We start from the raw sequence: 15,923 nt of genomic DNA, 5'->3' as shown, positions 1-15,923 counted from the left end.
GAGGGCTCAACGGCGCTGGTTGTAGACGTCGACGCAGACGGCGCCGAGCAGAACCAGACCCTTGATGACCTGCTGATAGTCGATGCCGATGCCGAGGATCGACATGCCGTTGTTCATCACACCCATCAGGAAGGCGCCGATGACGGCACCCGTGACCTTGCCAACGCCGCCGTAAGCCGAGGCGCCGCCGATGAAGCAGGCCGCGATGACGTCGAGCTCGAAGCCCGTGCCGGCCTTCGGGGTCGCGCTGTTGAGGCGAGCGGCAACGACGAGGCCGCCAAGCGCTGCCAGCACACCCATGTTGACGAAGGTCCAGAACACCAGACGCACGGTCTTGATGCCGGACAGCTCGGCTGCGCGGGCATTGCCACCGACCGCATAGATCTGCCGTCCGATGATCGTGCGGTTGGTGAAGAAGCCGTAGGCGACGATCAGCACGGCCATGATGATCAGCACGTTGGGCAGGCCGCGGTGCGACGAGATCAGGTAGGCGACATAGCCGATGGCAGCCATGACAAGGATGTTCTTGCCGATGAAGAAAGCCATCGGTTCGGATTCGACGCCATGCTCGACACGCCGTGCGCGGCTTCTGAAGTTCTGCCAGACCATCAGGGCGGCCAGTACCAGGCCGATGATGAAGGACGTCAGATAAAGGCCGCCCGTCGAGGAGATCAGTTCCGGGATGAAGCCGGAAGACAACTTCTGGAAGGTCGGATCGAAGGGACCGATCGACCGGCCGCTAAGGACCGCGATCATGAACCCGCGGAAGACCAGCATGCCGGCAAGCGTCACGATGAAGGACGGAATCCTGAAATAGGCGACGAAATAGCCCTGCATTGCGCCGATCACGCCACCGAGCACGAGGCAGATGATGCTCGCCGTGACAAAGTCGAAGCTGTACTGCACCATCAGCATCGCCGCGACCGCGCCGACGAAACCGGCGACCGAACCGACCGAAAGGTCGATGTGGCCGGTTACGATCACCATCAGCATGCCGAGCGCCATGATGACGATATAGCTGTTCTGGAGAACGATGTTGGTGATGTTGAGCGGCTTCAGCAGCACGCCCCCCGTTGCGACCTGGAAGAAAATGACGATCACGACCAGCGAGATCAGCATCCCGTAGTCACGAAGATTTTCCTTCCAAAAACCTGTCGCCGCCTTGGGAGCGGTAATTGCTTCCTGCGGAGTGCTCATAATTATCTCCCCTTGCGGCGCATGATAGCGCGCATGATATTTTCCTGCGTTGCCTCTTCGCCGGCGACTTCGCCGACAAATTCGCCCTCGTGCATGACCATGATCCTGTCGCAGATGCCGATGAGCTCGGGCATTTCGGACGAGATCACGATGACTGCCTTACCGGCATCCGCAAGTTCGTTGATGATGGAATAGATTTCGTACTTGGCGCCGACATCGATGCCGCGTGTGGGTTCGTCCAGGATCAGGATGTCCGGGTTGGTGAACAGCCATTTCGACAGCACGACCTTCTGCTGGTTGCCGCCGGAAAGCTTGCCGGTTTCCTGGTAGACGTTATGGCTGCGGATCCGCATACGGTCGCGGAATTCCTGGGCAACCTTCATTTCGCGGATGTCGTCGATCACGCCGCGTGACGAAACGCCGCCCAGGTGCGCGAGCGAGACATTCTTGCGGATGTCCTCAGACAGGATCAGCCCGAGATGTTTGCGGTCTTCGGTGACATAGGCAAGGCCCGCCTTGATCGCCCGGTGCACGTCCGAGGTATCCGCTGGCTTGCCATGGATCTTCACGGTGCCGGAAATATCGCGGCCATAGGCGCGACCGAACACGCTCATCGCGAACTCGGTGCGGCCGGATCCCATCAGGCCGGAAATGCCGACGACTTCGCCGGCCCGGACCTTCATGGATACGTTCTTGACCACCTTGCGGTGCGAATGCTGCGGATGATGGACGGACCAGTCGTCGACCTCGAAGATCACCTCGCCGATCTTCGGCTCGCGCTTCGGGTAACGGCTTTCGAGATCGCGGTCCACCATGCGGCGGACGATCTCGTCCTCGTCGACCGGACCTTCGTGACAGTCAAGCGTGCCGACCGTACGACCGTCGCGCAGCACGGTGATGCGGTCCGCAACTTCCGAGATCTCGTTCAGCTTGTGGCTGATCATGATCGAGGTAATGCCGTTGCGGCGAAATTCCTTGAGGAGTTCGAGCAGGGCTGCGCTGTCGGTTTCGTTGAGCGAAGCGGTCGGCTCGTCGAGGATCAGCAGGCGCACGTCCTTGGACAGTGCCTTGGCGATCTCGACCAGCTGCTGCTTGCCGACACCGAGGTTGGTGATGAGGGTTTCGGGCACCTCGGCAACGAGACCGACCTTGGCGAGCAGGGCCTTGGTGCGGATGTAGCGAGCATCGCGGTCGATCACTCCGTACTTGGATGGCGCGTTCGCGAGAAAGATGTTCTCGGCAATCGACATCAGCGGGATGAGCGCGAGCTCCTGGTGAATGATGATGATACCGAGCTTTTCGGAATCGTTGATGTCGCGGAAGTGGCGTTCCTCGCCGTCGAACAGGATCGAGCCTTCGTAGGAACCATGCGGGTACACGCCCGAAAGCACCTTCATCAGCGTCGACTTGCCGGCTCCGTTTTCGCCGACAAGGGCGTGAATCTCGCCTTCCTTGACGGTAAAGCTCACGTCCGAAAGCGCCTTAACGGCGCCAAAACTTTTTGAAATGCCGCGCATTTCCAAAATAGGCGGTTTATCCGCCGACAATACAGGATCAAGCATGAGAACTCCTGGAATAGGAAGCCGCGCGACGCTTGCGCCGCGCGGCCAGAGACTTACTTGAGCTGCGATTCCTGGTAGTAGCCGGTATCGACGAGGACCTTCCAGTTCGTCTTGTCGACGACAACTGGCTTCAGCAGGTAGGAAGGAACGACCTTCTTGCCGTTGTCATAGGTCTTGGTGTCGGTGACAACCGGTTCCTTGCCGTTCATGGCAGCATCGACCATATCAACAGTGACCTTCGCGAGTTCGCGCGTGTCCTTGTAGATCGTCGAATACTGTTCGCCGGCGATGATCGACTTGACCGAAGGCACTTCCGCATCCTGACCGGAGACGATCGGCATCGGCATGTCGCCGGAACCGTAGCCGACGCCCTTCAGCGACGAGATGATGCCGAGCGAGATACCGTCATAGGGAGACAGAACGCCGTTCAGCTTCTTGTCGGAATAGGTCGAGGACAGGATGGCGTCCATGCGAGACTGGGCAGTTGCCGGATCCCAACGAAGGGTCGCGACCTTGTCCATGCCGGTCTGGCCGGAGCCGACCTTGAGCGTGCCCTTGTCGATCAGCGGCTGAAGGACGCTCATCGCACCGTTATAGAAGAAGAAGGCGTTGTTGTCGTCCGGCGAACCGCCGAACAGTTCGATGTTGAACGGGCCCTTTTCGGTATCGGCCTTGAGACCCTTTACCAGCGAGGTTGCCTGCTGAACGCCGACCTGGAAGTTGTCGAAGGTCGCGTAATAGTCGACATTCGGTGTTTCGCGAATCAGGCGGTCATAGGCAATGACCTTGATCTTCTGATCGGCAGCCTGCTGCAGAACGTCGGACAGCGTCGTGCCGTCGATCGATGCAATTACGAGAACCTTGGCACCCTTGGTGACCATGTTTTCAATCTGCGACAGCTGGTTCGGGATATCGTCTTCAGCGTACTGAAGGTCCACGTCATAGCCACGTTCTTTCAGAACCTTGACCATGTTGTCGCCATCGGCGATCCAGCGGGCAGAAGACTTGGTCGGCATCGCGACGCCGACGAGACCCTTGTCTGCAGCAAACACAGGCGACGCGAGCGCGACACCTGCGAAAATTGCAACCGTGGTCATGAGTTTCAAAATTTTCATAAGTAACTCCTCCGTTTCAAGCAGCTCACAATTAAGCTGCCGTATTATCCGGGAGAGGCTCCCCGCCTCCCCTCACGACCTTTTTCAGGTCAGTGATTGTCGCGCGGCAGACCTTCGGTCTGCGCAATGCGCTGGTATTTCACAGCCGGTTCGAGAACCGCGCCGGTTTCCATCTGCCCGACGATGCCGCGCTGGATTTCCTGCCACGGCGTCTGGTGCTTCGGATAGCGATAGCCGCCCTCGGCGTCCAGAGTGCTTCGACGTTGTGCAAGCTCATCATCCGAAATCAGGATGTTGGCTTCGCCGCGACCGAGATCGATGCGCACACGGTCGCCGGTCTTCAAAAGCGCTAGACCGCCACCTGCTGCCGCTTCCGGAGACGCGTTGAGGATCGACGGGCTGCCCGACGTGCCGGACTGGCGTCCATCACCGATACAGGCGAGCGAGCTGATACCCCGTTTCAGAAGGTAATCGGGAGCGCGCATGTTGACCACTTCGGCAGCGCCCGGATAACCGATCGGACCGGCACCGCGCATGAAGAGAACCGAATGCTCGTCGATCTCGAGCGATGGATCGTCGATGCGGTGGTGATAATCTTCCGGACCGTCGAACACGATCGCACGGCCTTCGAAGGCTTCCGGATCGTTCGGATTGGAGAGGTAACGCTCGCGGAACTCAGGCGAGATAACGCTGGTCTTCATGATTGCGGAAGAGAACAGGTTGCCGCGCAGAACGCGGAAGCCGGCGCGTGCCTTCAGCGGTTCGTCGTAACGCTTGATGACCTTGTCGTCCTCGATGATCGCACCGCGACAGTTGTCGCCGATCGTCTTACCGTTCACCGTCATCGCATCTTCGTTGATGAGGCCCTGCGTCATCAGCTGGTTGACAACAGCCGGAACGCCGCCGGCATGGTAATAGTCTTCACCGAGATATTCGCCGGCTGGCTGCAGATTGACCAGAAGCGGAACTTCCTCGCCATAGGTCTGCCAGTCGTCGACCGTCAGTTCCACGCCGGTATGGCGGGCGAGCGCGTTCAAGTGGATCGGCGCATTGGTCGAGCCGCCGATCGCCGAGTTGACGCGGATGGCGTTGATGAAAGCGTCCTTGGTCAGGATGTCGGAAGGCTTCAGGTCTTCCCTGACCATTTCGACAATGCGAAGGCCGGTGAGATAGGAAACTTCCTGGCGGTCACGGTAAGGAGCCGGGATGGCGGCCGAACCCGGCAGCTGCATGCCCAGCGCTTCGGCCAGCGAATTCATCGTCGTTGCCGTGCCCATTGTGTTGCAATAGCCGGTGGATGGTGCCGAAGACGCGACAAGCTTCACAAAGCCCGCGTAATCGATTTCGCCCTTGGCCAGAAGTTCGCGTGCCTTCCAGACGATTGTGCCGGAACCGGTGCGTTCACCGCGGAACCAGCCGTTCAGCATCGGGCCGACCGACAGGGCGATGGCTGGAATGTTGACGGTGGCAGCAGCCATAAGACAGGCTGGCGTGGTCTTGTCGCAGCCGATCGTCAGCACGACGCCATCGAGCGGGTAACCGTAGAGAACTTCGACAAGGCCGAGATAGGCTAGGTTGCGGTCAAGGCCCGCGGTCGGGCGCTTGCCGGTTTCCTGGATCGGATGCACCGGAAATTCGATGGCGATGCCGCCCGCTTCGCGAATACCTTCACGCAGACGGTTGGCAAGCTCCAGATGGTGGCGGTTGCACGGCGACAGGTCCGAACCGGTCTGGGCGATGCCGATGATCGGCCGGTCCGACTGAAGTTCGGCCTGGCTGAGACCGAAGTTCATGTAGCGCTCGAGATAGAGCGCGGTCATGTCGACATTGTCAGGATTGTCGAACCAGGCGCGCGACCGCAGCTTGCGCGCGTCCTGGCGGCGCTCTCCGGTTTCGGCGATTTCACTTGAGGGCGCGTTTTCCGAATTGCTCATCTTCAGTCCTCGAATGCTTCAGTTTCAATGCGCCGGCCAAGCATGAAGGCATCCGCCACATGCACCAGCGGTGAGAAATCCGTATCGCTGTCACCCTTGGTGACGAGCGCCACGAAATCCCGATACAGATTGCGATATTCGCGATCTTCCTCGACGATCTGCGCCTCGCCGTCGACGATCAGGCGGCTGCCGCCGTGGGTGAGGACGATCGTGCCCTCTTCGGTCTCGACCCGGATGTCCCAGGTCTGCGGCCCCGTCTGACGCCAGTCGAATTCGGCCGCCACAGGCAAGCCGCTTTTCGTTTCGAAGGCAAGGCTTGCAGCGATCGGCGCGGCACGATTGGCCGGGAAGGTCAGTTCCGAGCGCACGAGATGAAACGTTTCGGGCATGATCCGCGTGACGATCGACAGAGCATTGATGCCGGGATCGAAAACGCCGAGACCGCCCGGCTCCCAGATCCACGCCTGACCCGGATGCCAGTGGCGAACATCTTCCTTCCACTCGACCGAAACGCTTTTCAGCGTCCGCTCGGCCATCAGCGCCCGTGCAGGCTCGACAGCCGCGGCAGCGCGGGAATGCCATGTTGCAAACAGGCTGAGGCCTTTTTCCCTCGCCAGCGTTTCCAGCGCAAAGACTTCCGAAAGCGTTGCGCCCGGCGGCTTTTCGAGCATTACATGCTTGCCGGCTTCAAGCGCCGCCTTTGCCTGCTCGAACCGGCCCTGGGGCGGCGTACAGAGAGAGACGGCGTCGATTTCGACGCCGGAGGCCAGCAGCTCGTGAATATCGGCAAAACACGCGACATTTTCGAGCGAGGCGTTGCGGCTGGCGACTGCGACGAGATCGATCCCGTCGGTCGCTTCGATTGCGCCGAGATGCTGGTCCCTGGCAATCTTGCCAAGTCCGACGATAGCGAGACGAATGGGGGTCATGGCCACCTCAGAGCGCCTTGATCGCGACAGGCGTTTCCGCTGCCACAGCCAGACGGTTCACGAGCGGAAGCTTGAACGGCGCCGCATCGATCTCGAACACATCGCCGGCTTCGGTCTTGATGCCATGCGAGACCGACAATGTCGCCGTGCCGAAGAAATGGACATGCAGATCGCCCGGCTGGCGGAACAGGTCGTATTTGAAATTGTGGTATTCGAGGTTGGCGATCGAGTGCGACATGTTCGCTTCGCCCGACAGGAACGGCTTTTCGAAGATCACCTCGTCACCACGGCGGATGCGCGACGTGCCTTCGACATGATCAGGCAGTTCGCCGACCAGAAGTTCCGGCCCGAGCGCTGCCTGGCGCAGCTTGGAATGGGCAAGCCAGAGATAGTTGCCCTTCTCGGTCACGTGATCGGAAAATTCGTTGGAGAGACAGAAGCCAAGACGGAAAGGCGTACCATCGGGGCCGATCAGATAGATCGCCGCCAGTTCCGGCTCCTCGCCACCATCGAGCGCGAACGAGGGAGAAACGAGATCTTCGCCGGTTGCGCGCAGCTGCGTTCCATTGCCCTTGTAGAACCATTCCGGCTGAGCACCGACTTCGCCGTCCTTCGGCTTGCCGCCCTCGACGCCCATCAGGAACATGCGCATGGAATCGGTCGGCTTTTCTTCCGACTGCGCTGCCTTGTGCATCTTGTCGCGACCATCGGCGGAACCGAGATGCGTGAGGCCGGTGCCGGCGACGATGAAGTGGGCTGGATCGGGATGCGAGACCGGCAGACCAAGACGTCCGCTCTGCGCGGCAACGTCGAGGTCGACTTCATCACCAAGCCCGAGTGCTTCGATCTGCTGCGCCAGACTCAGGCCTGCTGCAATGGCCTTCTGGGCAAGCTCGTAGGTTGAGGAAACGCCATTGACGACGCGCGGAGTATCTCCGCTCCAGGCGACAACCTGAACATCGCCAGACAAGCTCGCAACCTGAAGAATTCGCAACATATGCCCTGCCATCCGATAAGTCTGATAATATTGAAGCGCAGTGTCTCCCGAAACCGCGCCAACCCCTCCCATCAGATCACGATCCGATGCGTCATTAATACGACTATTGGATAACGGGACGTACTGTCAAGAACGAGATGGCTTCAGAGTGCCATCATCGTAAACAAGGGAGAATTTTAAATAGCGAGTGGAATCATATAGATGAATGAGGATCTCGCAAAATCGCGTTTCGAAAGCGTGATTTTTCGCAATTTTGCGTCTTGCAAAAGTATGATTATATGCCAAACCTTCGACCGTCAGTTTTCTTATCATCTCTGGGAGGATTTAAGATGAAGAGAGCACTATGGGCGGCTACCGCCGTTGTTACCGCATGCCTAGCGTCGAGCGTTTCCGCAAAATCCCTGACAATCGGCTTCTCGCAGATCGGATCTGAATCCGGCTGGCGCGCTGCCGAAACGACAGTGACGAAGCAGCAGGCCGAAAAGCGCGGCATCACCCTCAAGTTTGCCGATGCGCAGCAGAAGCAGGAAAACCAGATCAAGGCAATCCGCGGCTTTATCGCCCAGGGCGTCGATGCGATCCTGATCGCACCTGTCGTTGCCACCGGCTGGGACGCAGTCCTGAAGGAAGCCAAGGAAGAAAAGATCCCTGTCATCCTTCTCGACCGCGAAATCGATGCACCGAAAGATCTCTACCTGACGGCCGTCACCTCTGACCAGACCTTTGAAGGCAAGGTTGCAGGCGACTGGCTGGTGAAGGATGTCGGCTCCAAGGACTGCAAGGTCGTGGAACTGCAGGGAACCACCGGTTCCTCACCTGCCATCAACCGCAAGAAGGGTTTCGAACAGGCTATTGCCTCGCATTCGAACATCAAGATCGCGCGTTCGCAGACCGGTGACTTTACCCGCACCAAGGGTAAGGAAGTCATGGAAAGCTTCATCAAGGCAGAAGGCGGCGGCAAGGGCATCTGCGCCGTTTACGCTCATAATGACGACATGGCCGTCGGCGCGATCCAGGCCATCAAGGAAGCCGGGCTGAAGCCGGGCACCGACATCAAGGTCGTCTCGATCGACGCCGTTCCGGATATTTTCCAGGCTATGTCGAAGGGTGAAGCAAACGCGACTGTGGAGCTCACGCCGAACATGGCAGGCCCCGCGCTCGACGCACTCGAAGCCTACCTGAAGGACAAGAAGGAACCACCAAAGTGGATCCAGACAGAATCGAAGCTGTACACGGCTTCTGATGACCCGATGAAGGTGTACGAAGCCAAGAAGGGCCTCGGATACTGATCTCCCGCCGCCCGATCTAGCTCTCGACCGAGCCGGGCAGTTTTCAACCGGGGCAGCTTTTTCAAGAGCTGTCCCGGCCTCCACTTATGCGGGCTGGAGCATGACAGACATACAGACTTCCTCAGAAAATTCGTTCTCCGCCACAGACCGAGAACGTCTCGATGACCCGCTCATGGAAGCAAGGGGCGTCGGCAAATCCTTTCTCGGCGTCACCGCGCTTGAGGGCGTGGACTTCACGCTGCAGCGGGGCGAGATCCATGCGCTGCTTGGTGAAAATGGCGCCGGCAAATCCACGTTGATCAAGATCCTGACAGGTGTCTACACGCGTGACCGCGGCGAGATGCGGCTGGATGGCCATGACGTGACTCCGGCCAACGTCGCGGAAGCGCAGGCGCTCGGCATCGGCACCGTCTACCAGGAAGTCAATCTTCTCGAAAATCTCACGGTGGCCGAAAACCTGTTCCTCGGTCGCCAACCAAGCCGCTTCGGGTTCATCGACCGACGCGAGATGCGTCGGCGCGCGAAAGCGCTTCTCGCGAGATACGGCCTCGATATCGACGTCGATGCGCTTCTCTCCTCCTATTCCGTCGCGATCCGCCAGATCGTCGCGATTGCCCGTGCCGTCGATCTTTCCGGCAAGGTGCTTGTTCTCGACGAGCCGACCGCAAGTCTCGACAGCCAGGAAGTCGAAATGCTGTTCGTCGTGCTGCGCAGGCTGCGCGAACAAGGTCTCGGCATCATCATCATCACCCACTTCCTGAACCAGGTTTATGCAGTGGCCGACAGGGTCACCGTGTTGCGCAATGGCAGGCTGGTGGGCAGCCGGGCGCTGGCCGAACTGCCGCGTCTCGAACTCATCTCGATGATGCTCGGCCGTGAGCTGCAGGACATTACCCGAGAGCATCAGGCCCACGAAGAAACCGTCGCCCCAACCGGCGAGGCGCCCATTCGTTTCGCCGGCTACGGAAAACGCGGCAGCGTCGCCCCGTTCGATCTCGACATCCGCCCCGGTGAAGTCGTCGGCGTCGCTGGACTTCTCGGGTCTGGCCGCAGCGAAACGGCCTTCCTCCTTTTCGGCATCGACCGCGCAGACAGCGGTACAGCCAGCATCGACGGCAAGGAGATCGCCCTCTCCTCGCCGGTGGCGGCCATTTCGAACGGGTTCGGCTTCTGTCCGGAAGAACGAAAGACGGACGGCATCATCGGCGACCTTTCCGTGGCCGACAACATCGCCCTGGCACTGCAGGCCCGTCAGGGCTGGGCAAAACCGATCTCGTCGCGCGAGCGCCGGGCCCTGGCTGAAGGGTTCATCAAATCCCTGGACATTCGCCCCGCCGACGCGGAGCGGCCTATCAAGTTCCTCTCCGGCGGCAACCAGCAGAAGGCTATCCTCGCCCGCTGGCTGGCGACCGAACCACGGCTTCTGATCCTCGACGAACCGACCCGCGGCATCGATATCGGCGCTCACGCGGAAATCCTGAAAATGATCGAGCGGCTGTGTGCCGAAGGCATGTCGCTTGTTGTGATTTCCTCCGAACTGGAGGAACTGACGGCGATCGCCCACCGGGTCATTGTTCTTTCCGACCGCCGCCACGTGGCGGAACTCACCGGCAGCGACGTCAACGCCGACAATATCATGCAGGCGATTGCCGCACCGAACCGGACGGAGGCCGCCTGATGAACCCGATAACCCGTCGCCTCAAGCGACTTGCGCCGCAGCTGATCGCGCTTGCGATCATCCTCGGCATGATCACGGCGATCGCGCCCGGCTTCCTGACGATCTCGGTCCAGAACGGCCGCGTCTATGGCAGCCTCATCGACATTCTGGTGCGCGCCGCACCGGTGGCCCTTCTGACTATCGGCATGACGCTCGTCATAGCGACCCGCGGGATCGACCTTTCGATCGGCGCCGTAATCGCCATCTGCGGTGCCGTTGCCGCAACGCTGATCGCCGATGGATATCCGATCCCCGTCGTCATCGTCGTATCGCTCGGCATCGGCCTCGTCTGCGGTCTCTGGAATGGCATTCTTGTTGCCCTCCTCGATATCCAGCCGATCATCGCAACGCTGATCCTGATGGTGGCGGGACGCGGGATTGCCCAGCTGATCACAGAGGGCGTCATCCTCACCTTCAATGACGACACGTTTTCAGCGCTCGGATCCGGTTCCTTCGCCGGCATTCCGATCCCGATCTTTCTCTGGCTCGGCACCGGCCTTCTCGTCGGCCTGCTGGTCCGCCGCTCGGCGCTCGGCTTCCTGATCGAGGCGACCGGCATCAACCGCCGTGCCGCAACGCTTGCCGGTGTGAAGGCCCGCTTCCTGCTGTTCTTCGTCTATGCGATCTCGGGCCTGTGTGCCGCAGTCGCCGGCCTGATCGTGACCGCCGATATCCGCGGCGCCGATGCCAACAATGCGGGCCTCTGGCTTGAACTCGATGCGATCCTCGCGGTCGTCATCGGCGGCACATCGCTGAACGGCGGCCGCTTCTCGATCACAGCGTCGCTGATCGGCGCGCTGATCATCCAGTCGATCAACACCGGCATTCTCGTTTCCGGCTTCCCGCCGGAATTCAACCTCATCATCAAGGCCGGCATCATCATCATCGTGCTGACACTGCAATCACCCGCCGTCATCACCATGCTCGGCTTCTTGAGGTCGCAGCCAAAACCCAGTCAGAAACCTGTTTCCAAGGTTGAAGGAGCGGCACGATGATCCACACCCGCAATCTTCCCTTCGTCACGACGCTGGCAATTTTCGTCATAGCCTACGGGCTCTGCATCCTGCAGTTTCCGAACATGCTGTCGACGAGGGTGATCGGCAATCTGCTGACCGACAATGCGTTTCTCGGCATCGCCGCTGTCGGCATGACCTTCGTCATTCTGTCAGGAGGCATCGATCTCTCGATCGGCTCGGTCATCGCCTTCACAAGCGTCTTTGTCGCCGTGGCCGTCGGCTCGCTCGGCCTGCACCCCCTCACCGCGTTCTTGGCCGTTCTCGTCATCTCCACCCTGTTTGGCAGCCTGATGGGGGCGATGATCCGTTATCTCGGCATTCCGCCTTTTGTCGTGACGCTGGCCGGCATGTTTCTGGCACGCGGCGCCGCCTATCTGATCTCCACGGCGTCGGTGCCGATCAGCCACGAGATGATCGACGCGATCCAGGGCTTCTATTTCCGCTTTCCCGGCGGCGGGCGGCTGACGGCGCTTGCGATCTTGATGCTGCTCGTCTTCATCATCGGCGGGTTCATTGCCGGAAGGACGCGGTTCGGCGCAAATGTCTACGCGATCGGCGGCAATATCCAGTCGGCGGAACTGATGGGCGTACCCGTCGGCTCCACGACGATCGGCATCTATGCCCTGTCAGGCTTCCTATCGGGCCTCGCCGGAATCGCATACACGCTTTATACCTCGTCGGGTTATTCGCTTGCGACCGTCGGCGTCGAACTCGATGCGATTGCGGCAGTTGTCATCGGCGGAACGCTTTTGACCGGCGGCGTCGGGCTTGTGGCCGGCACGTTCGTCGGCATTCTTATCCAAGGCCTGATCCAGACCTACATCGTCTTCGACGGAACACTGTCTTCCTGGTGGACGAAGATCGTCATCGGCATCCTCCTTTTCGTGTTCATTGTGTTGCAGCGCGGTATCATCTGGTATTCAAACCGGCGATTGGCCGAGAGTCGGCTTAAGGAGATCTAGTTTGAGTTTGCTGGAAACGACGATTAACGGGCGAAAGCGCCGTAGCAACCACGCAACGGTGGTCGCTGGGCTTGGCCGCGGGATCGTTTCCGGCACGTTCCCGGAAGGGTCTCTCCTGCCCGGCGACACCGAGCTTTCGGCACGGTTCGGCGTATCGCGCACGGTGTTACGCGAGGCGATGAAGACGCTGTCTGCCAAGCGGCTGGTCGAAGCCAAGGCGAAGGTCGGTACCCGCGTCCTCGACAGTTCGAGCTGGAATTTCTTCGACGCGGATGTCTTGAGTTGGCGTTTCGAGACGAGTCTCGACTACGAGTTCATCGAGCATCTGGCCGAAATGCGCACCGCGCTTGAGCCGGCAGCGGCGGCGGCGGCGGCTTTGAGGGCAACGAGCGACGACATCGTTTCGCTTTACGCGATCGCTGCCAAATTCGACAATCTCAACCACACGCCGGAATCAATCGCCAACGTGGATCTCGAATTCCATCTGGCCATCGCCCGCATGTCCGGCAATCCGTTCATGCGCTCCGCAAGCGCTTTGATCGAGGCGGCACTGGCGATTTCCTTCCAGCTGTCGTCACCGGCCGCGTCGCCGGAAATGATCGACGAAGTCGCCTCCAACCATCTGCGCATCGCCCATGCCATCGCGTCCCGCGATCCGCAAAAGGCGATGTCGGCGATGCGTCATGTGATCGACGTCGGCAAAATCCGCATCCGCACGTCGCTGGATGCTGCGGAGAACGTGCCAGGCAACAAAACCGCCGAGCTGCGCTTCCCGGATTCTACCCGAGTTCCAACGTCGTGACCCCGAAGACATCGGATGTCTGCGCTGACGGCGGCAAGCCGCGATACATTCGGGCTGTCGTAAAACCTTTTTGGAATCCGGCTTCTGCCAGATAGTCGGCAAATGCCTGCTGCGGCGCCGGCACATCGATATGCACGGTCTCGCCTCCGGTTTCCGCGACGAGGCTTTGCAGTAGCGTGACGGCTTCGGTCGCACCCTCGGCGAAAAGCGGACCGATCTTGAACCCGTCGCTACATTTGCGGCAGACGCCATATCCTCTGATCTCTCCATCATCGATCAGGACCTTCGTCGACCTCGGCGGCTTCAGCCACTCGGAAAGAAACGCCTTGCGGACTTGCGGGAAGACGCTGCGATCGTAGTGGATGATAGCCGGCAAATTACCGACGCTGACATCGGTCACGCCGGCGACGGCGGTACCCCTGAGGCGGCCACTCCAGCGTATAGTCTCGTAGAACGGCTCGAACCCCATGCTGCGATAATTCTGCTGTTGCTCCGCAACGCCATCGAGACCGATCGTCCGGCCCTCGATATGGGCCATCCCGGCATCCCATACACGCCGGCCCATACCCTGCCCGCGAAAATCGGGATGCGCGATATAGAGGCCGATAAAGCCGAAGTCGTTGCCGTATCGCACCGCGGAAATGCCTGATGCGAACACGCCATCGACGAAACAGCCGAAGAAACCATCGGGGTCCGCCGCATGGAAAGCCGCCGCATCGGCAAGCCCGGGGTTCCAGCTTTCCGCTCTCGCCCAGTCGAGAAGGCATTCCACCTCCCCAAGCGTCAAAGTCCGGATAACCGGCGAGCCCATCATCGGGCTGCAAGCCTGCCCGGCGCAAACCCTTCGAGAAGCCCGACATACGGCTTATCAACCGGCGTTGCATAACCGCCGTTTTTGGCGGTCGACAACCCCAATGCCACCAGCATTTCAGCCTGCTTCACGGCAGCCGCGACACCATCGACCACGGGAACCCCGCATTCGGCCCGCAGCTCGGCGGCAAGATCCGCCATGCCGGCGCAACCGAGCACAATCGCCTCCGCTTTGTCTTCCTTCAAGGCCAGCGCGATTTCGGAACGAAGGCGTTCGCGCGCGTTGGATGTCGGAACTTCCAGCGACAGGACCGGAATATCGGCGGCCCGCACCTTGCAGCGGCCGGCCATGCCGTAGCGATGGACGAGATGTTCGAGCGGCAGGCGTGAGCGCTCCATGGTCGTCACGATCGTGAAGCGTTGCGCGATAAAGGCGGTGGCAGAAAGCGCCGCTTCGCAGATGCCTATAACAGGGATATGGGCGAGAGCCCGGGCTGCATCGAGCCCCGTATCATCGAAACAGGCGATGATCGCCGCGTCGGCACCGGCCTTTTCACCCTTGGCAAGCTCGACCAAAAGGCCGGGGACCGCAAACACCTCATCATAATAGCCCTCGATCGACACCGGCCCCATGGACGATGTGACGGCCTCGATCTGCGTGCCGGAATTGGCAACGCGGGCGGCGCTGTCGGCAACGGTCGCAGTCATGCTGGCGGTGGTATTGGGATTGACGATCAGAATGCGCATCGTGTGGGATCAGCTCCGCAGTCGGCGACGGTTGATATAGACGATCAAGCCGAGCGTTCCGGCAATGACCAGGAACGAGAACACCGTCGTCACGGTCCCGAGCGCATAAAGCACCGGCGTCGTGACATTGGTGGTCATGCCGTAGATCTCGAGCGGGAGCGTATTGTACGTGCCAGCTGTCATCAGCGTGCGGGCAAACTCGTCATAGGAAAGCGTGAAGCCGAACAGTCCGACGCCGATCAGGCTGGGTGCGATCATCGGCAGCACGACATTGGAAAACGTCTGCCAGGACGAGGCGCCGAGATCGCGCGCAGCCTCCTCATAGGCCGGCGAAAAGCGGTTGAACACGGCAAACATGATCAGCACGCCGAACGGCAGGGTCCATGTCAGATGCGCGCCGAAGGCAGACGTGTACCAGGTAGGCTCCAGCCCGAACTGCTGGAAGACGACGCCGATGCCGAGCGATACGATGATCGACGGAACGACGAGACTGGCCACCGCCAGGTAAAAGAGCGCGGTAGCCCCGGCAAACTTGCGGCGAAAGGCAAGGCCCGCCAGGAGTGCCACGACGACCGTGACGATCATCACCATCACCCCGAGTGCTGTGGACCGCCGGAATGAACCGCCGAAATCGCCGACCGCCTGGGTCTCGAACAGGTTGACGAACCAGCGGGTTGAGACGCCGTTCAGCGGGAACGTCAGACCACCGTTCGGTCCCTGGAACGACAGGATCAGCACCGCAGACAGCGGCCCATAGAGAAACAGCACGAAGATGGCGAAGAATAGGGCAAGAAAATAGAATTCGCGGCCGCGCTTGTCGCTGTGCATCTCAAAGCTCCCCCATCT

General features: G+C 60.2%; 14 protein-coding genes. 5 read left to right on the top strand and 9 right to left on the bottom strand.

The annotated features are described in order from the left end of the window. Nucleotides 1-6: 6 nt before the first annotated feature. The 6 genes from mmsB to araD1 form a co-directional block, all read right to left on the bottom strand. Nucleotides 7-1,197 carry a multiple monosaccharide ABC transporter permease gene (mmsB, locus tag ASF70_RS17320; RefSeq protein ID WP_062462120.1) on the bottom strand — a complete coding sequence of 397 codons (1,191 nt, stop codon included), beginning with the start codon at nucleotides 1,195-1,197 and terminating at the stop codon, nucleotides 7-9. A gap of 2 nt (nucleotides 1,198-1,199) precedes the next feature. Then, nucleotides 1,200-2,759 (bottom strand): multiple monosaccharide ABC transporter ATP-binding protein, encoded by a 1,560-nt coding sequence (gene mmsA, locus ASF70_RS17315; protein WP_062462117.1) that lies wholly within the window; start codon nucleotides 2,757-2,759, stop codon nucleotides 1,200-1,202. Nucleotides 2,760-2,812: 53 nt separating this feature from the next. After that, a complete protein-coding gene (gene chvE, locus ASF70_RS17310) occupies nucleotides 2,813-3,856 on the bottom strand; it encodes a multiple monosaccharide ABC transporter substrate-binding protein (RefSeq protein ID WP_244474109.1) in 1,044 nt (347 codons plus the stop codon). Between the two features lie 107 nt (nucleotides 3,857-3,963). Further along, nucleotides 3,964-5,808 carry an IlvD/Edd family dehydratase gene (locus ASF70_RS17305; RefSeq protein ID WP_062581527.1) on the bottom strand — a complete coding sequence of 615 codons (1,845 nt, stop codon included), beginning with the start codon at nucleotides 5,806-5,808 and terminating at the stop codon, nucleotides 3,964-3,966. Nucleotides 5,809-5,810: 2 nt separating this feature from the next. Further along, on the bottom strand, nucleotides 5,811-6,743 hold the full coding sequence (locus tag ASF70_RS17300) for a Gfo/Idh/MocA family oxidoreductase (protein WP_156461874.1): 933 nt from the start codon (nucleotides 6,741-6,743) through the stop codon (nucleotides 5,811-5,813). A 1-nt stretch (nucleotide 6,744) separates the two neighbouring features. After that, entirely contained in the window at nucleotides 6,745-7,734 is a 990-nt protein-coding gene (gene araD1 / locus ASF70_RS17295) for an AraD1 family protein (RefSeq protein ID WP_062582998.1), read from the bottom strand. 329 nt (nucleotides 7,735-8,063) lie between these two features. On the opposite strand from araD1, the gene ytfQ reads away from it, so the two are divergent. The 5 genes from ytfQ to ASF70_RS17270 all read left to right on the top strand — a co-directional run bounded on the left by ytfQ (nucleotide 8,064) and on the right by ASF70_RS17270 (nucleotide 13,520). Then, complete coding sequence (ytfQ, locus tag ASF70_RS17290; protein WP_062581523.1) at nucleotides 8,064-9,023, top strand: galactofuranose ABC transporter, galactofuranose-binding protein YtfQ; 960 nt, start codon at nucleotides 8,064-8,066, stop codon at nucleotides 9,021-9,023. Between the two features lie 172 nt (nucleotides 9,024-9,195). Continuing rightward, complete coding sequence (locus ASF70_RS17285) at nucleotides 9,196-10,701, top strand: sugar ABC transporter ATP-binding protein (protein WP_062581521.1); 1,506 nt, start codon at nucleotides 9,196-9,198, stop codon at nucleotides 10,699-10,701. Next, complete coding sequence (locus ASF70_RS17280; RefSeq protein ID WP_062581519.1) at nucleotides 10,701-11,735, top strand: ABC transporter permease; 1,035 nt, start codon at nucleotides 10,701-10,703, stop codon at nucleotides 11,733-11,735. Before ASF70_RS17285 ends, ASF70_RS17280 begins: the two co-directional genes overlap by 1 nt. Beyond that, a complete protein-coding gene (yjfF, locus tag ASF70_RS17275) occupies nucleotides 11,732-12,718 on the top strand; it encodes a galactofuranose ABC transporter, permease protein YjfF (protein ID WP_082471961.1) in 987 nt (328 codons plus the stop codon). The genes ASF70_RS17280 and yjfF overlap by 4 nt, the downstream gene beginning before the upstream one ends. 1 nt (nucleotide 12,719) lies before the next feature. Next, the gene (locus ASF70_RS17270) at nucleotides 12,720-13,520 is read left to right on the top strand and encodes a FadR/GntR family transcriptional regulator (protein ID WP_082471960.1); all 801 of its coding nucleotides are present in this window, start codon (nucleotides 12,720-12,722) and stop codon (nucleotides 13,518-13,520) included. On the opposite strand, the gene ASF70_RS17265 is transcribed toward ASF70_RS17270, so the two are convergent. The 3 genes from ASF70_RS17265 to ASF70_RS17255 are packed head-to-tail and all read right to left on the bottom strand — an operon-like array spanning nucleotide 13,498 to nucleotide 15,905. Continuing rightward, nucleotides 13,498-14,334 carry a GNAT family N-acetyltransferase gene (locus ASF70_RS17265; protein ID WP_244474076.1) on the bottom strand — a complete coding sequence of 279 codons (837 nt, stop codon included), beginning with the start codon at nucleotides 14,332-14,334 and terminating at the stop codon, nucleotides 13,498-13,500. The two genes, ASF70_RS17270 and ASF70_RS17265, sit on opposite strands and share 23 nt — an antisense overlap. Beyond that, nucleotides 14,331-15,077, bottom strand: coding sequence for an aspartate/glutamate racemase family protein (locus ASF70_RS17260; protein ID WP_062581515.1), 747 nt, complete (start codon nucleotides 15,075-15,077; stop codon nucleotides 14,331-14,333). Before ASF70_RS17260 ends, ASF70_RS17265 begins: the two co-directional genes overlap by 4 nt. A gap of 9 nt (nucleotides 15,078-15,086) precedes the next feature. Continuing rightward, nucleotides 15,087-15,905 carry an ABC transporter permease gene (locus ASF70_RS17255; protein WP_062462092.1) on the bottom strand — a complete coding sequence of 273 codons (819 nt, stop codon included), beginning with the start codon at nucleotides 15,903-15,905 and terminating at the stop codon, nucleotides 15,087-15,089. Nucleotides 15,906-15,923: the final 18 nt, after the last annotated feature.

Origin of the sequence: Rhizobium sp. Leaf321 (assembly GCF_001423215.1) — a bacterium.
Classification (GTDB): Bacteria; Pseudomonadota; Alphaproteobacteria; order Rhizobiales; family Rhizobiaceae; genus Neorhizobium; species Neorhizobium soli.
The sequence above is the reverse complement of the archived record's forward strand: the minus strand, read 5'-3'. Positions and strand labels throughout refer to the sequence as shown.

What these genes read in the sequence shown, in the direction of transcription:
- mmsB (WP_062462120.1), bottom strand. Translation starts at nt 1,197, where the DNA reads ATGAGCACTCCGCAGGAAGCAATTACCGCTCCCAAGGCGGCGACAGGT.
- mmsA (WP_062462117.1), bottom strand. Translation starts at nt 2,759, where the DNA reads ATGCTTGATCCTGTATTGTCGGCGGATAAACCGCCTATTTTGGAAATG.
- chvE (WP_244474109.1), bottom strand. Translation starts at nt 3,856, where the DNA reads ATGACCACGGTTGCAATTTTCGCAGGTGTCGCGCTCGCGTCGCCTGTG.
- ASF70_RS17305 (WP_062581527.1), bottom strand. Translation starts at nt 5,808, where the DNA reads ATGAGCAATTCGGAAAACGCGCCCTCAAGTGAAATCGCCGAAACCGGA.
- araD1 (WP_062582998.1), bottom strand. Translation starts at nt 7,734, where the DNA reads ATGTTGCGAATTCTTCAGGTTGCGAGCTTGTCTGGCGATGTTCAGGTT.
- ytfQ (WP_062581523.1), top strand. Translation starts at nt 8,064, where the DNA reads ATGAAGAGAGCACTATGGGCGGCTACCGCCGTTGTTACCGCATGCCTA.
- ASF70_RS17285 (WP_062581521.1), top strand. Translation starts at nt 9,196, where the DNA reads ATGGAAGCAAGGGGCGTCGGCAAATCCTTTCTCGGCGTCACCGCGCTT.
- ASF70_RS17280 (WP_062581519.1), top strand. Translation starts at nt 10,701, where the DNA reads ATGAACCCGATAACCCGTCGCCTCAAGCGACTTGCGCCGCAGCTGATC.
- yjfF (WP_082471961.1), top strand. Translation starts at nt 11,732, where the DNA reads ATGATCCACACCCGCAATCTTCCCTTCGTCACGACGCTGGCAATTTTC.
- ASF70_RS17265 (WP_244474076.1), bottom strand. Translation starts at nt 14,334, where the DNA reads ATGATGGGCTCGCCGGTTATCCGGACTTTGACGCTTGGGGAGGTGGAA.
- ASF70_RS17260 (WP_062581515.1), bottom strand. Translation starts at nt 15,077, where the DNA reads ATGCGCATTCTGATCGTCAATCCCAATACCACCGCCAGCATGACTGCG.
- ASF70_RS17255 (WP_062462092.1), bottom strand. Translation starts at nt 15,905, where the DNA reads ATGCACAGCGACAAGCGCGGCCGCGAATTCTATTTTCTTGCCCTATTC.